This is a genomic window from Cellvibrionales bacterium, assembly GCA_016713115.1.
Lineage (GTDB): Bacteria > Pseudomonadota > Gammaproteobacteria > Pseudomonadales > UBA7239 > UBA7239.
The window spans coordinates 266,902-285,902 of sequence record JADJPU010000001.1; the positions used below are offsets into that span (position 1 = coordinate 266,902).

The following is a 19,001-nucleotide window of genomic DNA, read 5'->3' on the forward strand; positions in this document are numbered from 1 at the left end:
CTTTTTACAAAACTTATTGTGGCGGAACAGAAAAACCACCCCACACCGGCGTGTGGTTGGCATCAAAGTAGGCAGACAGCGAGCTGTGCAAACCGTCTTGTGTCCACTTACCGCCTTGCGGGTTGTCGTAGTGTGTGTCGATCGTTGGACGCTGCACGATAGTGACGCGCGGCCCCCACACAATGAACACTTCGCCAGAAATATGACCCGCGTTCGGTGAAGCGAGATAAGACACCAACGGCGCAACATTCGCTGGATCAAACACATCAAAACCGTCTTGCGGTTTGGCGAACATCGCAGCGGTTGCGCCTTGATCCGTCATCGCGGTGCGCGCACGCGGCATGATGACATTGCAAGTGATGCCGTATTTAATCATCAACTGCGCCGCGCCCATGGTCATCGCAGTGATGCCCGCTTTGGCAGCAGCGTAGTTGGGCTGACCAGCAGAGCCGAACAACATCGCTTCAGAAGACGTGCTGATCAAACGGCCGTAGTGTGAGCCAGTCGCTTTGGCTTTTTCACGCCAGTAGGCAGTAGCGTTACGCATGTTCACAAAGTGGCCGCGCAAATGCACACGCACCACGGAATCAAACTCTTCATCGCTCATGCCGAAGATAGTTTTGTCGCGGCAGAAACCGGCGTTGTTCACCATGATGTTCATGTCGCCGTAAGTTTCCAGCGTGGTTTTCATCAGGTTTTGCGCGTCGTTGCTGTCGGCGCAATCACCAAACACCGCAATCGCTTCGCCACCAAAACCTTTGATGATTTCTACCGCTTCTTGTGCCGCTTCTTGCGCCGCAGGAATGCCTATATCGTTAATAACCACGCGTGCGCCATTGCGCGCCAATTCAATCGCCTCTTCACGACCCAAACCGCGACCCGCGCCCGTGACAATCGCCACTTTACCATCTAAAACTGCCATGCTTTTCTCCTCTCAAAAATTCAAAAAAACAACACAAAAATTAAATACGCTCGATGATGGTGCCTGTGCCGATTGATGCTCCACAGCACATGGTAATCAACGCGGTGGTTTTGTCGGCGCGCTCTAACTCGTGCAGCGCGGTACAAATCAAACGCGCACCGGTTGAGCCAACCGGGTGGCCGAGTGCAATTGCGCCGCCATTTACGTTCACTTTGCTCATGTCGGCATTGAACACGCGCTGCCAGCTCAACACTACCGCCGCAAACGCTTCGTTGATCTCAACCAGATCAATATTGCTCATGTTCATGCCGGTTTTTTTGAACAACAACTCTGTCGCGTTCACAGGACCATCCAACAAATAGTAAGGATCAGTACCAGCTACTACGCCAGTAATGATGCGCGCGCGCGGCTTCAAACCACGGCGCAACGCTTCTTCTTTGCTCATCCACAACACGGCGGCCGAGCCGTCAGAAATCTGTGAGGAGTTGCCGGCTGTGTGTATGCCGCCTTCCGCTACCGTGCGCAGTTGGCTCAAACCTTCCATCGTTGTTTCGCGCAAACCTTGATCGCGCGTCACCAATTTGGTTTGGCCGTTGGGTTTGCCATCTTCACCAAATGCAGGCGCTTCTACTTTCAAAACTTCGCGATCAAACCGACCTTCCGCCCACGCTTGCTGCGCTTTTTTCTGCGAGATAAAACCGAGTTCATCCGCATCGGCGCGCGTAATGCCGCGCAATTTTGCAATGCGCTCTGCCGAAGCAAATTGATCCGGCGTTGAATCCCACGGCCAGCTCTGCGGCTGGAAGAAACCTGGGCCGTTGTACACATTCGAGCCCATCGGCACGCGGCTCATCGCTTCCACACCGCAAGCGATACCGATATTGATTTGACCGGATTGAATCAACGAAGAAACGATGTGGTTGGCCGCCTGCGCCGAACCGCACTGCGTATCCACCGAGCAAGCGCCCGCGGTGTAATCTTTGCCTAGCGACAGCCACGCATTGCGCGTAACGTTGCCAGACTGTTCACCCGCTTGCGTCACGCAGCCGCCGTACAACTGCTCCACGTCTTTCATATCGACGCCGGCTTTATCCAGCACGCCTTTCATCGACAGTGCCAGTAATTCCGTGGCGTGAAAACCGTGTAAATCACCAACGATAGCTTTGCCGCGCGCGATTGGCGTGCGCACCGCTTCAACAATGACTGCTTCTCTCATGGTCATGGGATAGTTCCTCAGGATGGGTAAATGGTCAGAATGCTGGCTATACAGGGCAGAGTGTGCTGGCTAACATAGCGCCTCTTTTGCCCGCCGCCCGTTAAAAAACAGGGGCGTATTGTAGGCGTTGAACCTTCCCCCTTCCAGCTCAGGAGAATACTTATGAAGCAGTTTAAGTACGACGATATCGACGGCTTGCAGAGCCTGGTGTCCAGCGAATTCGGCGCGTGGTCAAATGAAGTAGAGGTGACGCAGGAGATGGTCAATCAATTTGCCACCCTGACTGGCGACGATTACTGGCTGCACACCGATCCTGAGCGCTGCAAAACAGAAAGCCCGTTCGGCACCACCATCGTGCACGGCTTCCTCACGCTGGTTCTGCTGCCCAAAATGCAAACGCCGCCCAACTGGGAAGTAACCGGCTTCAACCACATGATGAACTACGGCTCCAACAAACTGCGCTTCACCGGCGCGGTGCCGGTTGGCAGCAAAATTCACACCCGTTCGCGCGTAGCCTCGGTAGAAAAAACACCGAAAGGCCAAACCTGCGTGACGATGGAAAACCACATTCATGTGGTCGGCCAAGAGCGCCCAGCGGTGATCTACGAATTGATGTTCATGTACATGTAACAACTTGTGTATGCAGCGGCCTGTCAGCGTTAATACACTTTTCTTTTTTGCTGCACTGGCCGCTCCCGCACTGATTCATTTTTTTTTACTGTATCGCCATGCCGTGAATGCGCCACGGCTGGATGATTTCTCTGAAGTTTTAACTTTCCTGCCTAATTTTCATGCAGCTAGCACTTGGCAAGAAAAGCTACGAGTGTTTTTTGCCGTCTATCAGGATCATCGCTACGGTGTCACGCATGCGCTTAATCTAATAACGGATGGCATCAATTTCCGTCACTATGTTTTATGGGGAAACCTGCTACTCCCCGCTTATATTTTTTTAATTTGGCGAGCCTTACAGCAACACAGACTACAGAAAGAAATTACTGTCATTGCCGCTCTGCTATTTTTCAATCTGCAAACAGGGTACGGCGCTTATTGGGCCAGCATCTTACTAACATCACTAGGCTCACTCCCCATTGCCCTTGGCACCTTTCTCTTGGTGTGCTCACCAAACCCACGGCTGCTTCCGTACGCATTATTTTCCGCCACATGCCTAACCTATACGCTAGGAAATGGCGTTTTTGTATGGCCATTAGCTGTTGCATATTCACTGCTAGACAACTACCGCAAACAGCAATTGCTATGGAATACACGCACACTCAGCTGGTTGATAACAGGAACCATTGTCCTCGTTTTTTATTTCCACGATTTTCATTTTTTTAACAAAGAAGGGCACGGCGGCTTAGTTGCTACAGATTTTCTACAGCAAGCTATCAACAACATTCCCAATATAGCGATTGGATTTTTCAGTCTAGCGGGAAGCCACTTACTGTATTACAGCGGTCAAACAGATTGGAGAATTGCTCTCGCCAGCACAGTAGGATTTATTGAGACAGCAACACTTATTGGGCTGTTATGGCGGGGCGCGCTGCGCACCTACCCTGCATTACGCTTACTGCTAGCGTTTGTGTTTTTTACCATGCTCAGTATCGCCGTTGCTCGCGCCGCGACCATCAACATTGGGCAAACACTACAAGGCCATTACAAGCTGTACCCTGCCACTTATTTACTACTTCTAATCACCGCAACTTTCGATTGGCTTACTCAAAGAAAATCAGATTTTATTAAACAGATCTGGTGCATTTTTCTTTGCTTAACTGCAGCAATGTTTGCAGCTTCATTGTATTTATTTATAGCAACCTTAGCTCAATACAATCAAGACCTTGCCAAAGACACCAAGCAATGGCTTTACAGTAATACTCTGAAATATGGTGAAACTCGGCTGTTCGTCAAGCAACCCAACAAAAAACTCACCGCCGCTGTAGACAGCGGCTTTTACAATCCGTGGACGCTTTTGCAAGACAACGAAATACCGGACGACCTGATCTATAGCGACAAATGCCCACCGTCCACGACCTTAGCAGCCAACATAGAAAGCCACCCTCACGCACATGCGGTGAAAATTGACATCAAAGCGCCAACCGCCACCCAAAAAGCGTGCTTACAAGGCGAAAAACAAGCCATTTACTTCACCATTAACATGGGTAACCACACAGAAAATTCAGACGCATCTTTGTGGGTACCACGCAATGGTGAAGCTGGCGAAGACAAAGGCCCATGGACACTCTACGCACTGCCTTGAGTGCCGCCTTGAGCCTTACAAGAAAATCAGTTTTGATCCGGCGGCAGATGTACGCGCATGCCTTCCATTTCATAAGTCACAATCACTTGGCACCCCAAACGACTATTTTCCTGATAGTGTTGAGACGCTTCCACCAATTTTTTCTCGCCTTCTGAAATGGGATTTACTTTTGTTTCCCACTCCGGTTCGATATACACATGGCAAGTACAGCAAGAGCAAATTCCGCCACACATGCCCTCAATACCCGGCAATAAGTTGATAGTGGAACCCTCCATCAAACTCATATTTTCTTCTACATCCACGGTATGTTCGTGACCATTGGACTCTACATAAGTAATGTTTGGCATAGCGCAACCTCAAACAAAAATAAAAAATTAAAACAGGGGCTTCTCTGAAACTTTGGCAGGTTTTACTTCCATAAAATCTACCGCAACACCCTTGGGGTAGGCAAAACACATAGCAATAGAACTGCCGATTACTTCCGGCTTCATATAACCGTCAAAGTTTTTGCCTTTCTTTTGCCAATCGTGCAGAGCTGTAGACAATTTTTGCGGATCCCAGCCCAAACCAAACTCGGTAAACACCGCGCCAGGGCTGAACACGGTGACGCAGATGCGATCAGCTTTCACTTCTTCGCGCAGCTCTTTGGAAAACCTATCCACGGCCGCTTTGGTGGCGGCGTACACCGCCAAGTGTGAAATTTCATTGTCATGCCGCACGGTTGCGGATGACAGATTCACTATCAAACCGCTGCCGTTTTGTCGCAGCAGTGGAATCGCCACCTGCGAACAAAAAATTGTGCCGAGCAAGTTCGTGTTGATCTGCGCCACGATGTCCGCCTCATCCATTTTCTCGATAGGATCAGGACGCGCAATACCGGCATTATTTATCAAGCCGTCCAACTTGCCGAAGTGCGCGTGCAGTGCAGCAAACGCTTTGTCCACCTCAGATTTTTTGGCGACATCACAGACAAAACCCGCCGCATTGTCCGCACCCAACTCAGCCACGACTTTATCCAACACATCCTGTCGCCGCCCCAACAGTGCAACTTTGGCGCCGAATTTGACCAACGCCTGCGCCGTTGCCAAACCCAAACCTGCACCACCGCCGGTAATGGCGATGACTTTGCCGTTAATTAATTCTGGATTCATCCTGGGATCGCCACTGTTTTCGTTTGCAAATATTCTTCAAAACCTTCCAAGCCCATTTCGCGTCCTACGCCACTCTGCTTATAACCACCAAACGGCGCATCGGCTGCAAAAAAAGCCGCGCCGTTGATATTCATCGTGCCGGTGCGAATTTGTCGCGCCACACGCAGAGCGCGCTCTTGGTCTTTAGAAAAAATTGCACCCGACAAGCCGTAAATAGAATCGTTGGCAATTTGAATTACCTCTTCTTCGGTATCGTAAGGAATAATGCACAACACGGGGCCAAAAATCTCTTCCTGCGCGATGGTCATGTCATTGCGCACATCGGCAAAAATAGTGGGTGCCACATAGCAGCCCTGCTCCAAACCGGCAGGCACCACGCCGCCGCACACCAAACGCGCACCCTCCGCTTTGCCTTGCTCGATGTATTGCAACACGCGCTGTTGTTGGCGCTTATTCACCAAGGGGCCCATGAATTGTTCGCGCGATAAAGGATCACCCAGTTTCACACTATCAAAAGTATTTTTTGCCACTTCTACAATTTTTTCGTAGTGCGAGCGCGGCGCGAGCAAACGCGTGGCCAAAGCGCAACCCTGTCCTGCATTAAAACAAACGCTGATGCACATAAACGCCGCAAAATTGATATCGGCATCGTCCAAAATAATGTGCGCGGATTTTCCACCCAATTCTAAAAAAACTTTTTTCACGGTATCCGCACCGCGTTTCATGATGTGTTTGCCAATGCCGGTAGAGCCGGTAAATGACACCACATCCACACGTGGATCGCCCGTCAACATATCGCCCAACTCGGCTGGATTTTCCGAGGTGACCACATTAAAAACACCGGCAGGAATATCGGTGTGTTCCGCCACCATTTTGCCGATAAAAGTGGCTGTCCACGGGGTATCTGGCGCAGGTTTCAAAATCACCGTACAACCAGCCGCCAGCGCAGGAATCACTTTAGCTAAATTGATTTGCAGCGGAAAATTCCACGGTGTAATCGCCGCCACTACACCCGCCGCTTCTTTCCACACCAAACGCTTACTCGGCACGCCCACCACATTCACCGTGGGCAATTCGCGCTCCCACTCATATTGCTCCATCAGCTCAATCGTCCAATCGATAAAACTGATCGGCAAATCGGTCTGTGGACCATAGGTCAAGCCGAGGGGACAACCAATCTCCGCCACCATCTGGTAACGCAATTCATCGGCATGCGCTTTCAGCGCATCGCGCAACTGCTTCAAACACTTTGCACGAAAGGCGTGGTTAGTCGACCAATCTGTCTCATCAAACGCGCGCCGTGCCGCAGCAATGGCGCGCTCCATATCCGCCACACCGGCATCGGCACACACGCCCGCTACGCTGTTATCCGCAGGGTTGATGTTGTTGTAGGTGTTGCCGGAAGCGGCAGGCACTAACTGCCCGTCAATCAAGAGTCGCTGTTCGGGCTGGATGTCTGGAAAAGCCTTGGCACTCACAGAAACCTCCTTTGTGCATTGGAAAACTGGCTGAGGATACTAGCCAGCCGCCCAGTAAATAGTCAAGCACGCTTTACTTTTTTGCGGCCTCCCACAAGAATAGACGCATCCACCAGCCAGCGAGGAGCGAACCATGAGCAACCCAGACAAACGCGCCAAAGGCGTACAAGCGTTCAACGCCGTCTACGGCGGCATGATGACCGCGCCGACAGAACCCACCGGCGACGAGTTCTTCGAAATCATGATGGAAGACTTGTTTGGCAATATTTGGTCGCGCGAAGGTTTGTCACTGCGCGACCGCCGCCTGTTCACCATGGGGGCGATTGCCGCGCTGGGCGAGGCGGATGTGTTCGGCATTCAAGTGGAAACCGGCTTGGCCTCCGGCCATCTCACGGAAGAACAAGTCAACGAAATGATTTTGCACATGGTGCAATACATCGGCTATCCGCGCACCACCGGCATGCGCGGCGCAGCGGGCAAAGCCATTCACAACTGGAAGAAAAAACAGAAAGAAGCCACAAAGTAATACGCAAATTTCGCGAGCATAAAAAAGCCACCCGAAGGTGGCTCTCTTATTTCACTTGCAGCTTATACAAACTGCTCGTTTTTCTTGGCTTTATCCTTCAGCAATTTCGGTGGCTCGAAACGCTTGCCGTATTTCTTGGCGAGCTCACTCGCGCGCTTAGTAAACTCTTTCACGCCCCAATGATTGATGCACTGATACACACCACCCACATGCGGCGGGAAGCCGATACCCATGATGGAACCGATATTACCGTCCGCTACCGATTCAATCACGCCTTCTTCCATAGCGCGCACAGCTTCAATCACTTGTGAAAACACCAAGCGATCTTTGATGTCTTCAAACGGCACATCTTTCCAACCTTTCTTGGCGTACAGCTCTTTCAAGCCGGGCCAGATGTGTTTTTTGCCGCCTTCTGGATACTCGTAAAAACCACCGCCGTAGATTTTGCCTTTGCGGTCAAGCTTGGTGACCATGCGCTCCACCAAATCAAAGGTGGCGTTTTGCGCCTGTTTTTCACCGCGTGCTTTAGCGTCTTCCTGTCCTTGCTTGCCGTTTTTGTACGCGGTTTCCAAGCTGATTTCATCCAGCGCCGCTAACGGACCAACGGGCGAGCCGTTAAATGCCGCTGCGCTTTCGATCAACACAGGATTGATACCCTCCATCACCATGGTGGCACCTTCAGTGATGGTGGCGCCGATTACACGCGTGGTGAAGAAGCCAGGCGCATCGTTGACCACAATCGGTTTTTTACCGAGCAAAATACCCAAGTCAAAGGCTTTGGCCAGCGCTTCTTTCGAAGTTTTCTTGCCGCAGATAATTTCCACCAGCGGCATTTTTTCTGCAGGTGAGAAAAAGTGCATGCCGATGTAATTCGCAGGGCGCACCGAGGCTTGCGCCAACTCCGTGATAGGCAGCGCGGAAGTGTTGGAAGCAAAAATAGCATCTTTGCCAATCACCGCCTCTGTCTCTTTGGTAACTACCGCTTTGATGTCGCGATTTTCAAATACAGCTTCGATAATAAAGTCACAGCCTTTCAAATCTTCGACTTTTTCTGTGGGGTGAATCAGCGACAAGATTTGTGCCAATTTTTCTGGCGTCATTTTCTTGTTTTTCGCGCCTACTTTTTCGCTGTACGCTTTGCCTTTTTCGGCGTTGGCTAGGCTGATGTCTTTCAACACCACTTCTATGCCTTTTTGCGCAGCGAGATACGCCAAACCAGCGCCCATTTGCCCCGCACCCAAAATGCCGAGTTTTTTCACAGAAGTTGGCTTGATGCCTTTCGGACGGCTCGCGCCTTTTTCCAAGGCCTGCAACTGGAAGAAGAAGGTGCGGATCATGTTCTTTGCCACTTGCGAGGTCATCAAGTGCAAGAAATAACGCGCTTCGATTTTTTCCGCCGTATCAAAATCCACACGCGCTACATCGTGTATGCAGGCAAAAATAGCTTTCGGCGCAGGGAAATTGCCCTTGGTGGAATTCATCACATTGACGGGGCCAAAGTAGAACAAGCCCACCAAGCCTTGATCTGGGTCTTTATCTGCCGGCGAACCGCCGGGGATTTTGAAGCCGGGCTGATCCCAAGGTTGTTTGGCAGCTGGGTTGGCCAGAATCCACGCCTTGGCTTTTTTGTGCATCTCTTCTTCGTTAGCGGCCAGCTCATCGCAGAAGCCTTTTTCCAACGCTTTGGCACCGGCGTACTGCATGCCTTGGCTGATAAAAGTGATAGCGTTTTGGCAGCCAAATTTGCGCACCATACGCACCACGCCGCCCGCGCCCGGCATCAAACCGAGTTGCGCTTCTGGCAAGCCCATTTTCACATCCGCGCGATCAATCGCGATGCGGTGATGGCAGGCCAGTGCAATTTCATAACCGCCGCCCAATGCCGCACCGTTCATACCCACCACAACAGGCACGCCCAGTGTTTCCAAAATACGCAATGGTTTTTTCGCATTCAAAATGCCTTCAAACTTTTGCGTGGCTTCTTTCTCATCCATTTTGGTTGGCATTTCCAACAGCGCGTTCAAATCACCGCCGCCGAAGAAAGTGTCTTTGCCAGAGCGCACATACACGCCTTTAATTTTGTCTTTCATTTTGGCGAGTTCATCCACCGCTTTGCTCATTGCGGTGATGTATTCGTCGCCCATTTTGTTCACTTTTTCGCCCGGCTGATCGAAGATCAATTCCACGATACCGTCAGCGTCTTTTTTCAGTTTGATGTAACTCATCGTCGTCTACCTCACACCAACTCGACCACAGTAGCGATACCAATACCGCCACCTGCACACAGGGTTGCTACACCGCGCTTCAATTTGCGGCGCTCCAGTTCATCCACCAGCGTACCGAGAATCATTGCGCCGGTAGCACCGATGGGGTGACCCATCGCAATCGCGCCGCCGTTGACATTGATTTTTTCATTCGGAATGCCGAGCACTTTTTGATAGCGCAACACCACAGAAGCAAACGCTTCGTTCAGTTCAAACAAATCGATGTCAGACAATTTCAGCTTCGCTTGTTTCAACGCTTTTAATGTCGCTGGCGCAGGGCCCGTCAACATAATGGACGGCTCCGTGCCAGTCAGCGCACAAGCAACAATGCGCGCACGCGGTTTCAGGTTGTGCGCTTTGGCAGCTTTTTCATTGCCGATCAACACCAGTGAAGCGCCATCCACGATGCCCGATGAATTGCCGGGTGTGTGTACGCAAGTGATGTTTTCTAAATCGGGATATTTGAATTTCAAGAAATCGGTGTGACCGAAATCGTTGAACATTTGGAAAGACGGTTTCAGTTTCGCCAAGCCTTCCATGCTGGTGTCTTTGCGCACCAGTTCGTCGTGCGCCAACACGGTTACACCGTTCAAATCTTTCACCGGCACGATGGATTTTTTGAAATAACCTTTTTCCCAAGCTTTAGCGGCGCGCTGTTGCGACATCAAGGCATAGCGGTCGATGTCTTCACGGCTCAAACCGTCTTGCGTGGCGATTAAATCGGCGCCGATACCTTGCGACACACCGTAGCTGTGCATCGCCACCCACGGATCGCCCGCTGCTGCACCGGAAGCACCGATGCCGAGGCGCGACATGGATTCCACGCCGCCTGCCAGCACCAAATCTTCAAAACCTGCGCGCACTTTTGCCGCGCCGTTGTTCACTGCATCCAAGGCACCTGCGCAGTAGCGATGCAGTTGTGCGCCTGTCGTTACTTGTGACCAACCGGCATAAATCAACGCGGTTTTCGCAATGTTTTGACCTTGCTCGTTCACAGGCTCACCGGTGGCGAGAATCATGTCTTCAACGGCAGAGGGGTCGAGTTTGTTGCGAGTCTGCATCGCATCGAGCAGATTTTTGACCATATCAACGGGCTTCACTTCATAAAGCCCGCCACCGGCCTTGCCTCTGCCGCGCGGAGTGCGGATAGCGTCAAAGATAAATGCTTGCGCCATGGTGCTTACCTTTTGGTTGGGTGAATTGGAAAAACGAGGGTCGCTATAATACCCGCCCTGCTATCAGCCCCGCAAAGCCATGCCCAGTATTTTCCACCCACCGCTACACCCCACTACGGGCAACCGTCAACGCTGGAGTGGCCTACACGGCACCGCAACAGCGCTGGCTTTAGCCAATGCCCAGCAACAGCATCAAGGCGTGTTATTGGTGGTGACCGAAGATGCGGCCAGCGCCAGACAGTTACAGCGCGAAATGCAATTTTTTGGCGATAACAGCCTGCGCGTGTTGAATTTTCCCGCGTGGGAAACCCTGCCCTACGACGGCTTCTCGCCACATCAAGACATTATTTCCGAACGATTGGCCGCGCTCTCACAACTGTTGAGCGGCGAACCCTGCACCTTGGTACTGCCGGTGGCGAGTTTGATGAACCGCCTGCCACCGCGCGATTTCATCGCCGGACAAGTGTTCGATGTGAAAACTGGCGATGCTTTTCATGTGCATAGCACGAGGCAAAAACTGGAAAGCTGCGGCTATCGCTGCGTGGATACCGTAAACGATCACGGCGAATTTGCTGTGCGCGGCGCGGTGATGGATATTTTTCCCGCTGGCAGCGAGCTGCCCTATCGCATCGATTTGTTTGATGACTTCATTGAATCGCTGCGCAGTTTTGATCCAGAAACGCAGCGCACCATAGAAAAAGTGCCGTCGATACGCCTGCTGCCTGCGCGTGAGTTTTTGCTGACTAAATCGGGCATCAACACTTTTCTCGATCGCTGGCATGCGCGTTTCATTCACAGCGATCCGAAAAAATCGGCGCTGTATCAAGACATCGCCTCCGGCATTGCCTCGCCCGGTGCAGAATACTTTTTGCCGCTGTTTTTTGAGCAGTGCGCGCAGTTACTGGATTACCTGCCGAGCAACTGCCTGATTGCACAGGCCGGCAATATCCACGCCGCCGCTGAAAAATATCAGGTGGATATTCGTGCGCGCTATGACAGCTTGCATCTCGAACAATACCGCCCGCTGCTAAAACCGCACGAGGCTTTTGTTCCCACCGAAGAATTGTTTGCACGGTTGAAAAATTTTGCCTGTATTGATTGTTTTTCTGACGATGCCAGCGCAGCAAACCTCGGCAGCCAACCTGTGCCAGACATAGCACTGCACGCGCGCGAAACGCAGCCGCTTGCGCCGCTGCAACAGTTTTTAGCACAGCACAGCGGCACACGCTTGTTGGTGTGCGCAGAATCCGCTGGTCGCGCCGAAGCCTTGCATACGCTTTTTTCGCAGCAACAACTGCCGCTAAAAAATGCACAGCACTGGCAAGATTTTCTGAACGGCAGCGAACCCGCGCAGCTCACGCAGGTCTCGCTGGATCGCAGCTTATGGCTGCCCACTGAAAAATTATTGCTGCTCTCGGAAAGCCAATTGTTTGGCCAACAAGTGTTGCAGCAGCGCCGCCGCAAACAGCAAGTGGATGCCGCCGATAACGCCATCAAACACCTCAATGAATTGTCGCTCGGCGCGCCGGTGGTGCATTTGGAACACGGCGTGGGGCGCTACCACGGTTTAATCAATCTGGATATTGGCGGTGCCACCGGCGAGTTTTTACATTTGCGCTACGCGGGCGATGCCAGCCTGTATGTGCCGGTCACCTCTTTGCACTTAATCAGTCGCTATGGCGGCGCGGATGCCGACTTAGCGCCGTGGCACCGACTCGGCTCCGAACAGTGGCAAAAGCGCGCACGAAAGCTGCACAACAAATTGAAGATGTTGCAGCAAAGTTACTGGAAATTCACGCCAGACGCGCCGCGCGTTCACGCGAAGCGTTTGCCCTGCCCGATATCGAAATGCAGCAATTTTCTGCCGAGTTTCCATTTGAGGAAACACCGGATCAACAAAACGCTATCGCCGCCGTGATTGCCGACATGCAAGCTGCCAAACCCATGGACAGATTAGTGTGCGGCGATGTCGGCTTTGGCAAAACCGAAGTGGCGATGCGCGCTGCGTTTCTCGCCGCGCTCAATGAAAAACAAGTCGCAGTGTTGGTGCCGACCACGCTGCTGGCGCAACAACACGGCGAAAACTTTCGCGACCGTTTTGCGCAGTGGCCGGTGCGCATAGAAACCATTTCGCGCTTTCGCACCGCCAAAGAGCAGGAAGCCGTTTTGCAAAAAGTCGCCGACGGTCATATCGACATCATCATCGGCACGCACCGCTTATTGCAGGACGATGTGACATTCAAAAATCTTGGCTTGTTGGTGATCGACGAAGAACATCGCTTTGGCGTGAAACAAAAAGAGCGCATGAAAGCCATGCGCGCACAGGTCGATATTCTCAACATGACCGCCACACCCATTCCGCGCACGCTGAATATGTCGCTGGCCGGCATGCGCGATTTATCCATCATCGCCACACCACCCGCGCGCCGCTTGGCGATCAAAACCTTCGCGCGCGCTTACGACGATGCGACAATAAAAGAAGCCATACTGCGCGAGTTGTTGCGCGGTGGTCAGGTGTATTTTCTGCACAACGATGTGGCCAGCATTCAGCGCTGCGCGCAAACCATTGCCGAGTTGGTGCCAGAAGCGCGCGTGGTGGTCGGCCATGGGCAAATGCGCGAGCGCGAACTGGAACAAGTGATGAGTGATTTTTATCACCAGCGTTTTAATGTGCTGGTGTGTACCACCATCATTGAAACTGGCATCGACGTACCCAACGCCAACACCATTATTATTGAACGCGCGGATAAATTTGGCTTGGCACAGTTGCACCAGTTGCGCGGCCGCGTGGGGCGCTCACACCATCAAGCCTACGCCTACTTGCTCACACCAGGCGTGCGCAATATGACGCCGGATGCCGAAAAAAGATTGGAAGCGATTTGCCATGCCGATGTACTCGGTTCCGGCTTTTTGCTCGCCAATCACGATTTGGAAATTCGCGGCGCGGGTGAATTGCTCGGCGAACAACAGAGCGGACAAATTGAAAGCATCGGCTTCAGCCTCTATATGGAAATGCTAGAGCGCGCCGTCAAAAACCTGCAAGAAGGCAAAGCCGTCGGCAGCAATATCACCGGCGTGCAACAGAATGAAATCAATTTGCGCATCCCCGCTTTAATTCCCGACGAATACTTGCCAGATGCCGCCACGCGCCTAGTGTTGTATCGCCGCATTTCTTGTGCTGAAAACAACGATGCACTGCGCGATTTGCAAGTAGAAATGATCGACCGCTTTGGTTTGCTGCCTGATCCTGTAAAAAACTTGTTTCGCCAGGCCTCACTGCGTTTGCGCGTGTTGCAACTGGGCATCGACAAATTAGAAGCCAGCGCCAACGGCGTGCGCGCAGAGTTTGCCAGCGATACCCGCGTCGATCCCTTTGCATTAGTAAAATTGATTCAACAATATCCCACGCGCTACAAATTGGAAGACGGCAAACGATTGGTGATTAAAGATGACTTAGAAGAAACGGAAGCGCGGTTTGCTGCGGTGGAGGCGTTGTTAGAGAAGCTGGCGGGGTGACCAATCCTCACACGCTGCTTCTTTGGTTAATGGCATCCAGTAGCGATTGCTGAGCAAACTTCATGCTTCGCCCTATCAAGATAATATTATCGGCATCACTGCTCGTAATACCGACTTTAGCGTCCGTAATAAATGCAGGCGAACTTTCTGGAAAATGCATGCGCTTATCGTCAATAGCTATCCACGGCACATGCAGCCAGTTTTTATCAGTTAGAAAGTTCATTGCCTCTTTAAAGCGAACATGCTGCGCTGTGAGATCTAATTCATGGATGGGTGTGCTGCCAATAATTCTATGTTTAAACCACGCATTAAATCTTTCTATATCAGAGTCCATGCGCCACGCTGTCGACAGCACAATTTTTGCATTCAGTGCATCCAATATGCGATTTACAAAATATATTGCCTCCGGCTTAAATCTCTCATGCTCATTAGCTCTTACAGGATGCAATACGCCATCAAAATCTAAGAACACCAAAAATTCAGGTTGCCCACTGAACGCGCTCATCAATCACACACCCTCTCACATGTTTTTTTATTTCTTTGCAAACAACTTTTTAATACGCGCCTTGGCTGCGTCCAGCGCATTACCCATCAGATCAACAACAATTTGCGCAATAACACCAATCATTCCCAACACTAAAATTAGAACAATAAAAGACAAGATCGGTGATGACAGGACGATTCCGACTAAAAGAATTTTCCCCATCTTAGCCCCCTAAAACTTATGGCATATAGGCTATGGCCTTTCCCACTCTTTGATAATTTCTTGGAGAACGCTATCCTCTTTCGATTCTTTGTTTAGCTTAATGACTAAATCAAAGTCTAGGCATATCTGCTTGCCGTTATTGTCCATTCTTGGCGTAACTCCGCCTTCTTTTGCCACAATGTATTGGCACCCTACCGTTCCGTCAGTAAATACCCTTGCGCCAGTGTGATTTACACGCCAACCCCAGCGGTCAGTCAGATTGCGTGCACTTGGCAGTTTTTCCCACAGCATACATACAGCAATGATGCCCAACAGGATATTGGTGATAGTTTGCGTTTTCATGCAACTGACCTCTCGGTTTAAGCCCTTCAGCACTGTCACTGTACTGCCACTCAAGCTCACCAGGTGAGCCTTGCCATCTCCTTGTCAGGCACCCAGAATGCCTCCACCACAGGAGAACATCATGAATCGCACTGAACGCTTTTACAAAATCGAGAGCCTGCTGCACCGCCGTCGCGTGGTGACGGTGGACGATTTTTTGCAGGAATTGGGTGTTTCGCACGCAACATTTAAGCGCGATTTGGAATACCTGCGCGACCGCATTTGCGCGCCGATTGTGTTTGACCGCGCCTTGGGCGGCTACCGCTTTGACAGCCAAGAAGCCGCCACATTGCACGAGCTGCCAGGGCTGTGGTTTAACGCCAGTGAGGTGCATGCCCTGCTCAGTATGCAGGCACTGCTGGATCACATCGAACCCGGTTTGCTCACACCGCAAATCGCACCGCTGCGCACGCGCTTACAAAGCCTGTTGGCGCGCGATGATTTCAGCGCGCAAGAAGTGAATCAACGCATCAAACTGGTTCATGCGATACGCCGACCTGTTCACAGCCGTTTTTTGAGCAGCTCGCCACTGCCACCCTGCGCCGCAAACGCGTGTGCATTCAACACTGGCACCGCGAACGCAACACCACTACAACGCGCGAAGTTTCACCACAACAATTGGTTTATTACCGCAACAATTGGTATTTGGATGCGTGGTGCCATCAGCGCAACGCGCTGCGCTCGTTTGCGGTGGATGCCATTACTGAAGTGGAGTTTATCGATAAAGCCGCGAAAAACATTGCTGCCGCTACACTCAAAACACAACTCGAACAAGGCTATGGCATTTTTTCCAATAACAAAAAAGTGGAATGGGCAGTGCTGCGGTTTACACCAGAGCGATCGCGCTGGATTGCACAAGAAGTTTGGCATCCTAATCAACAAGTGCAAACCGACAAAGACGGCAGTATTACTTTAGAAGTGCCCTACAGCGATGACCGAGAATTACTGATGGACATTCTCAAACACGGCGCTGAGGTGCAGGTGTTAAAACCAGCCGCACTAAAGAAGCGCGTGCGCGATGAAGTAAAAAATGCTGAAATAAAATCAGCCCAAGGATTACGACAACACCAACACTTGCTGCAAAATTTTGCGGATATTATCCATGCCCACTTTTAAGGTGGCATCAATGGCTTCCATGGTGATTAGCTCATCCGTGCAGCCCGCTGCCCAGTTGGCCACTACGCACAAACTCGCGTAATCCAAACCAATTTCACGCGCCAGTGGCGCTTCTGGCATCGCTGTCATACCGACCAAATCACAGCCGTCGCGCTGCATGCGGCGAATTTCTGCGGCGGTTTCTAAACGCGGCCCTTGCGTGCAACCGTAAACGCCACGCGCTAAAGCAATCACACCCGCGGCATCGGCAGCGCGCAACAATAATTCGCGCGTGCGTTCGGCATAGGGAAAGGTGAAATCAATATGTTCCAGCGGCGAATGCTCGTCGTCGCTGTAGGTATGAATGCGCCCCCAGGTGTAATCAATGATTTGATCCGGCACTGAAATCACTGCAGGCGCCATGTCGTGATGAATGCCGCCCACGGCATTCACCGCAATCACTTGCTCCACACCCAATTGCTTTAGCGCATACATATTGGCGCGGTAATTCACGCGATGCGGCGGCCACTGGTGTTGCTCACCATGACGCGCAAAAAAATACACCGGCTTGCCGTGATACTCCCCTTTTTGTACCGGCGCAGAAGGCGTGCCGTAAGGCGTATCCACTGTGATTTTTTCACCGATGTGCAGGCCGTCGAGTTGATCTAATCCAGTACCGCCAATAATTGCGATGGTCATTTCAACTCCTCACATGCCTTTCACGGCGTAGATGCCTGGCGCATTGCGCAGATAGCCTTTGTAATCCATGCCATAACCAAACACATAACGGTCTGGCACATCCAAGCCGACAAAATCTGCTTTTAAATCAGGAGGATTGCGACGACTGTGGTGTTTCTCCACCAACACCGCGCTGTACACTTTTTTGGCACCTTGCGCTTCGCACCAACGCAATACTTCATGCAGCGTGATGCCTTCATCGAGAATATCGTCGATCACCAACACGGTGCGGTCGCACAGATCGTGGCGCGGCTTTACCAGCCACTCCACTGCTTCACCACTGGTTTGATTGCGGTAGCGTGTGGCGTGGATGTAATCCAGCTGCAAATGGAAATTGAGACGCGGCAATAATTTTCCCGCGATCACTGTCGCACCACTCATCAAAGGCAACAACAAAGGATTACTGTCTTTTAATTGCGCAGTGATTTTTTCTGCCAGCGTATCGATAGCTACAATTACTTGTTCGCGCGTAAACAAACAATCGGCTTCGCGCCAAACGGCATCCACTTCTTGCAGTGACACCTCACTCATAACGGAAAATGCTGCTGCAATAATTGTTGTGCGGCTTGCCACTGCGGGGTTGCGTGTAACTCCACAAGACTCGGCCAAGCAAACGGACGCTTCAAACGCTGCAAATTTCCCGCTGGTTTTAGCTCGGATTTTTTCAGCGCATCCACCACGGCCAACTGTGCGGGGCGCTGATTACACACCAACAACGCGGTGCAACCCGCCGCCAATGCAACGCGCGCGCGTTCACCCATATCAGCGATCACACCGGCACCTTCCATGGTTAAATCATCGCTAAAAATCACGCCATCAAAGCGCAACTGCTGTTTCAGCACATCTTGCAGCCAGTGCGCCGAAAAGCCGGCGGGATTTTTATCCACCTGGCTATAAACCACATGCGCAGGCATTACAGCATCCAACTTTCCTTTGCTGCACAAATAACGATACGGCAACACATCTTCCGCCAAGATATTTTCTAGCGCACGATGATCAAAAGGAGTTTCGTGATGGCTGTCGCCGGCTACTGCACCGTGACCAGGGAAGTGTTTACCGGTGGCGCACATATTCGCCTCGTGCATACCGTCAATAAATGCTTCGCTCAACACGCTCATGATCTGCGGATCAATCGAAAACGAACGGTTGGCAATCACCGCGCAGCGCTCGTCATCCAAATCCAACACCGGTGCAAAACTTAAATCGACACCGCAAGCGCGCAATTCTGCCGCCATCAACCAACCGCAAGTACGCGCTAACGCAATGCCGTTTTCTGCATGGCGCTGATACACCGCGCCAATCGCTGCCATGGGAGGAATCGCAGTAAATCCATCGCGAAAACGCTGCACACGCCCGCCTTCTTGATCTACGCAAATCAATAGTTCAGGGCGCACGGCGCGAATTTGTGCCACCAACGCACACAACTGCGCCACATCGCGATAATTGCGCGTAAAAAGAATGATGCCGCCCACCCAAGGCTCACGCAGCAGTGCTTCATCTTCTGCGGTGAGCGCAAGGCCAGCAACATCGACAATCACCGGTCCCAAGTTCATGCCTTCACTGTAAAACATGGCCATTA

16 protein-coding genes and 2 pseudogenes are annotated in these 19,001 nt (G+C 51.6%); 5 read left to right on the plus strand and 13 right to left on the minus strand.

The window, feature by feature from the left end; translation table 11 throughout:
• Positions 1-13: 13 nt before the first annotated feature.
• Both IPK30_01320 and IPK30_01325 read right to left on the minus strand, forming a co-directional pair.
• Positions 14-922, minus strand: a complete 909-nt coding sequence (locus tag IPK30_01320; GenBank protein ID MBK8101971.1) for an SDR family NAD(P)-dependent oxidoreductase — start codon at positions 920-922, stop codon at positions 14-16.
• 40 nt (positions 923-962) lie between these two features.
• Positions 963-2,138: a steroid 3-ketoacyl-CoA thiolase gene (locus IPK30_01325; GenBank protein MBK8101972.1), complete on the minus strand. Its 1,176-nt coding sequence runs from the start codon at positions 2,136-2,138 to the stop codon at positions 963-965.
• 162 nt (positions 2,139-2,300) lie between these two features.
• On the opposite strand from IPK30_01325, the gene IPK30_01330 reads away from it, so the two are divergent.
• Positions 2,301-2,768 carry a MaoC family dehydratase gene (locus IPK30_01330; GenBank protein ID MBK8101973.1) on the plus strand — a complete coding sequence of 156 codons (468 nt, stop codon included), beginning with the start codon at positions 2,301-2,303 and terminating at the stop codon, positions 2,766-2,768.
• A 10-nt stretch (positions 2,769-2,778) separates the two neighbouring features.
• Positions 2,779-4,392, plus strand: a complete 1,614-nt coding sequence (locus IPK30_01335; protein MBK8101974.1) for a hypothetical protein — start codon at positions 2,779-2,781, stop codon at positions 4,390-4,392.
• Between the two features lie 26 nt (positions 4,393-4,418).
• Here the strand turns inward: IPK30_01335 and IPK30_01340 are convergent, their stop codons facing one another.
• Genes IPK30_01340 through IPK30_01350 form a run of 3 tightly spaced genes read right to left on the minus strand, consistent with a single transcriptional unit; the run spans position 4,419 to position 6,997 of the window.
• Positions 4,419-4,739, minus strand: a complete 321-nt coding sequence (locus IPK30_01340) for a 2Fe-2S iron-sulfur cluster binding domain-containing protein (protein MBK8101975.1) — start codon at positions 4,737-4,739, stop codon at positions 4,419-4,421.
• 27 nt (positions 4,740-4,766) lie between these two features.
• Positions 4,767-5,543, minus strand: a complete 777-nt coding sequence (locus tag IPK30_01345; protein MBK8101976.1) for an SDR family oxidoreductase — start codon at positions 5,541-5,543, stop codon at positions 4,767-4,769.
• Positions 5,540-6,997, minus strand: a complete 1,458-nt coding sequence (locus tag IPK30_01350; GenBank protein ID MBK8101977.1) for an aldehyde dehydrogenase family protein — start codon at positions 6,995-6,997, stop codon at positions 5,540-5,542. The genes IPK30_01345 and IPK30_01350 overlap by 4 nt, the downstream gene beginning before the upstream one ends.
• Before the next feature lie 157 nt (positions 6,998-7,154).
• Between IPK30_01350 and IPK30_01355 the strand changes: the two genes are divergently transcribed.
• Positions 7,155-7,547 (plus strand): carboxymuconolactone decarboxylase family protein, encoded by a 393-nt coding sequence (locus IPK30_01355; protein MBK8101978.1) that lies wholly within the window; start codon positions 7,155-7,157, stop codon positions 7,545-7,547.
• 62 nt (positions 7,548-7,609) lie between these two features.
• On the opposite strand, the gene IPK30_01360 is transcribed toward IPK30_01355, so the two are convergent.
• The gene (locus tag IPK30_01360; GenBank protein ID MBK8101979.1) at positions 7,610-9,772 is read right to left on the minus strand and encodes an enoyl-CoA hydratase/isomerase family protein; all 2,163 of its coding nucleotides are present in this window, start codon (positions 9,770-9,772) and stop codon (positions 7,610-7,612) included.
• An 11-nt stretch (positions 9,773-9,783) separates the two neighbouring features.
• A complete protein-coding gene (locus IPK30_01365; GenBank protein ID MBK8101980.1) occupies positions 9,784-10,986 on the minus strand; it encodes an acetyl-CoA C-acetyltransferase in 1,203 nt (400 codons plus the stop codon).
• A gap of 79 nt (positions 10,987-11,065) precedes the next feature.
• Between IPK30_01365 and mfd the strand changes: the two are divergent.
• Positions 11,066-14,502, plus strand: a pseudogene (gene mfd, locus IPK30_01370) (transcription-repair coupling factor).
• Between the two features lie 7 nt (positions 14,503-14,509).
• Here the strand turns inward: mfd and IPK30_01375 are convergent.
• Genes IPK30_01375 through IPK30_01385 form a run of 3 tightly spaced genes read right to left on the minus strand, consistent with a single transcriptional unit; the run spans position 14,510 to position 15,550 of the window.
• Positions 14,510-15,007: a hypothetical protein gene (locus tag IPK30_01375; protein ID MBK8101981.1), complete on the minus strand. Its 498-nt coding sequence runs from the start codon at positions 15,005-15,007 to the stop codon at positions 14,510-14,512.
• Between the two features lie 27 nt (positions 15,008-15,034).
• Entirely contained in the window at positions 15,035-15,208 is a 174-nt protein-coding gene (locus IPK30_01380; protein ID MBK8101982.1) for a hypothetical protein, read from the minus strand.
• Positions 15,209-15,238: 30 nt separating this feature from the next.
• Complete coding sequence (locus tag IPK30_01385) at positions 15,239-15,550, minus strand: hypothetical protein (protein ID MBK8101983.1); 312 nt, start codon at positions 15,548-15,550, stop codon at positions 15,239-15,241.
• A gap of 121 nt (positions 15,551-15,671) precedes the next feature.
• Between IPK30_01385 and IPK30_01390 the strand changes: the two are divergent.
• Positions 15,672-16,705: pseudogene (locus IPK30_01390) on the plus strand (WYL domain-containing protein).
• Here the strand turns inward: IPK30_01390 and IPK30_01395 are convergent.
• Genes IPK30_01395 through nagZ form a run of 3 tightly spaced genes read right to left on the minus strand, consistent with a single transcriptional unit; the run spans position 16,646 to position 18,975 of the window.
• Positions 16,646-17,383, minus strand: coding sequence for an S-methyl-5'-thioinosine phosphorylase (locus tag IPK30_01395; GenBank protein MBK8101984.1), 738 nt, complete (start codon positions 17,381-17,383; stop codon positions 16,646-16,648). The pseudogene IPK30_01390 and the gene IPK30_01395 overlap by 60 nt on opposite strands.
• 9 nt (positions 17,384-17,392) lie before the next feature.
• Entirely contained in the window at positions 17,393-17,953 is a 561-nt protein-coding gene (locus tag IPK30_01400) for a hypoxanthine-guanine phosphoribosyltransferase (protein MBK8101985.1), read from the minus strand.
• A complete protein-coding gene (gene nagZ, locus IPK30_01405; protein ID MBK8101986.1) occupies positions 17,950-18,975 on the minus strand; it encodes a beta-N-acetylhexosaminidase in 1,026 nt (341 codons plus the stop codon). The genes IPK30_01400 and nagZ overlap by 4 nt, the downstream gene beginning before the upstream one ends.
• Between the last annotated feature and the right edge of the window lie 26 nt (positions 18,976-19,001).

Excerpts from the sequence above, each read along its gene's own strand:
- IPK30_01380 (MBK8101982.1), bottom strand. The coding sequence starts at position 15,208 with ATGGGGAAAATTCTTTTAGTCGGAATCGTCCTGTCATCACCGATCTTG.
- IPK30_01340 (MBK8101975.1), bottom strand. The coding sequence starts at position 4,739 with ATGCCAAACATTACTTATGTAGAGTCCAATGGTCACGAACATACCGTG.
- IPK30_01355 (MBK8101978.1), top strand. The coding sequence starts at position 7,155 with ATGAGCAACCCAGACAAACGCGCCAAAGGCGTACAAGCGTTCAACGCC.
- IPK30_01320 (MBK8101971.1), bottom strand. The coding sequence starts at position 922 with ATGGCAGTTTTAGATGGTAAAGTGGCGATTGTCACGGGCGCGGGTCGC.
- IPK30_01400 (MBK8101985.1), bottom strand. The coding sequence starts at position 17,953 with ATGAGTGAGGTGTCACTGCAAGAAGTGGATGCCGTTTGGCGCGAAGCC.
- IPK30_01385 (MBK8101983.1), bottom strand. The coding sequence starts at position 15,550 with ATGAAAACGCAAACTATCACCAATATCCTGTTGGGCATCATTGCTGTA.
- IPK30_01345 (MBK8101976.1), bottom strand. The coding sequence starts at position 5,543 with ATGAATCCAGAATTAATTAACGGCAAAGTCATCGCCATTACCGGCGGT.
- IPK30_01395 (MBK8101984.1), bottom strand. The coding sequence starts at position 17,383 with ATGACCATCGCAATTATTGGCGGTACTGGATTAGATCAACTCGACGGC.
- IPK30_01375 (MBK8101981.1), bottom strand. The coding sequence starts at position 15,007 with ATGAGCGCGTTCAGTGGGCAACCTGAATTTTTGGTGTTCTTAGATTTT.
- IPK30_01325 (MBK8101972.1), bottom strand. The coding sequence starts at position 2,138 with ATGAGAGAAGCAGTCATTGTTGAAGCGGTGCGCACGCCAATCGCGCGC.
- IPK30_01365 (MBK8101980.1), bottom strand. The coding sequence starts at position 10,986 with ATGGCGCAAGCATTTATCTTTGACGCTATCCGCACTCCGCGCGGCAGA.
- IPK30_01360 (MBK8101979.1), bottom strand. The coding sequence starts at position 9,772 with ATGAGTTACATCAAACTGAAAAAAGACGCTGACGGTATCGTGGAATTG.
- nagZ (MBK8101986.1), bottom strand. The coding sequence starts at position 18,975 with ATGAACTTGGGACCGGTGATTGTCGATGTTGCTGGCCTTGCGCTCACC.
- IPK30_01335 (MBK8101974.1), top strand. The coding sequence starts at position 2,779 with ATGCAGCGGCCTGTCAGCGTTAATACACTTTTCTTTTTTGCTGCACTG.
- IPK30_01330 (MBK8101973.1), top strand. The coding sequence starts at position 2,301 with ATGAAGCAGTTTAAGTACGACGATATCGACGGCTTGCAGAGCCTGGTG.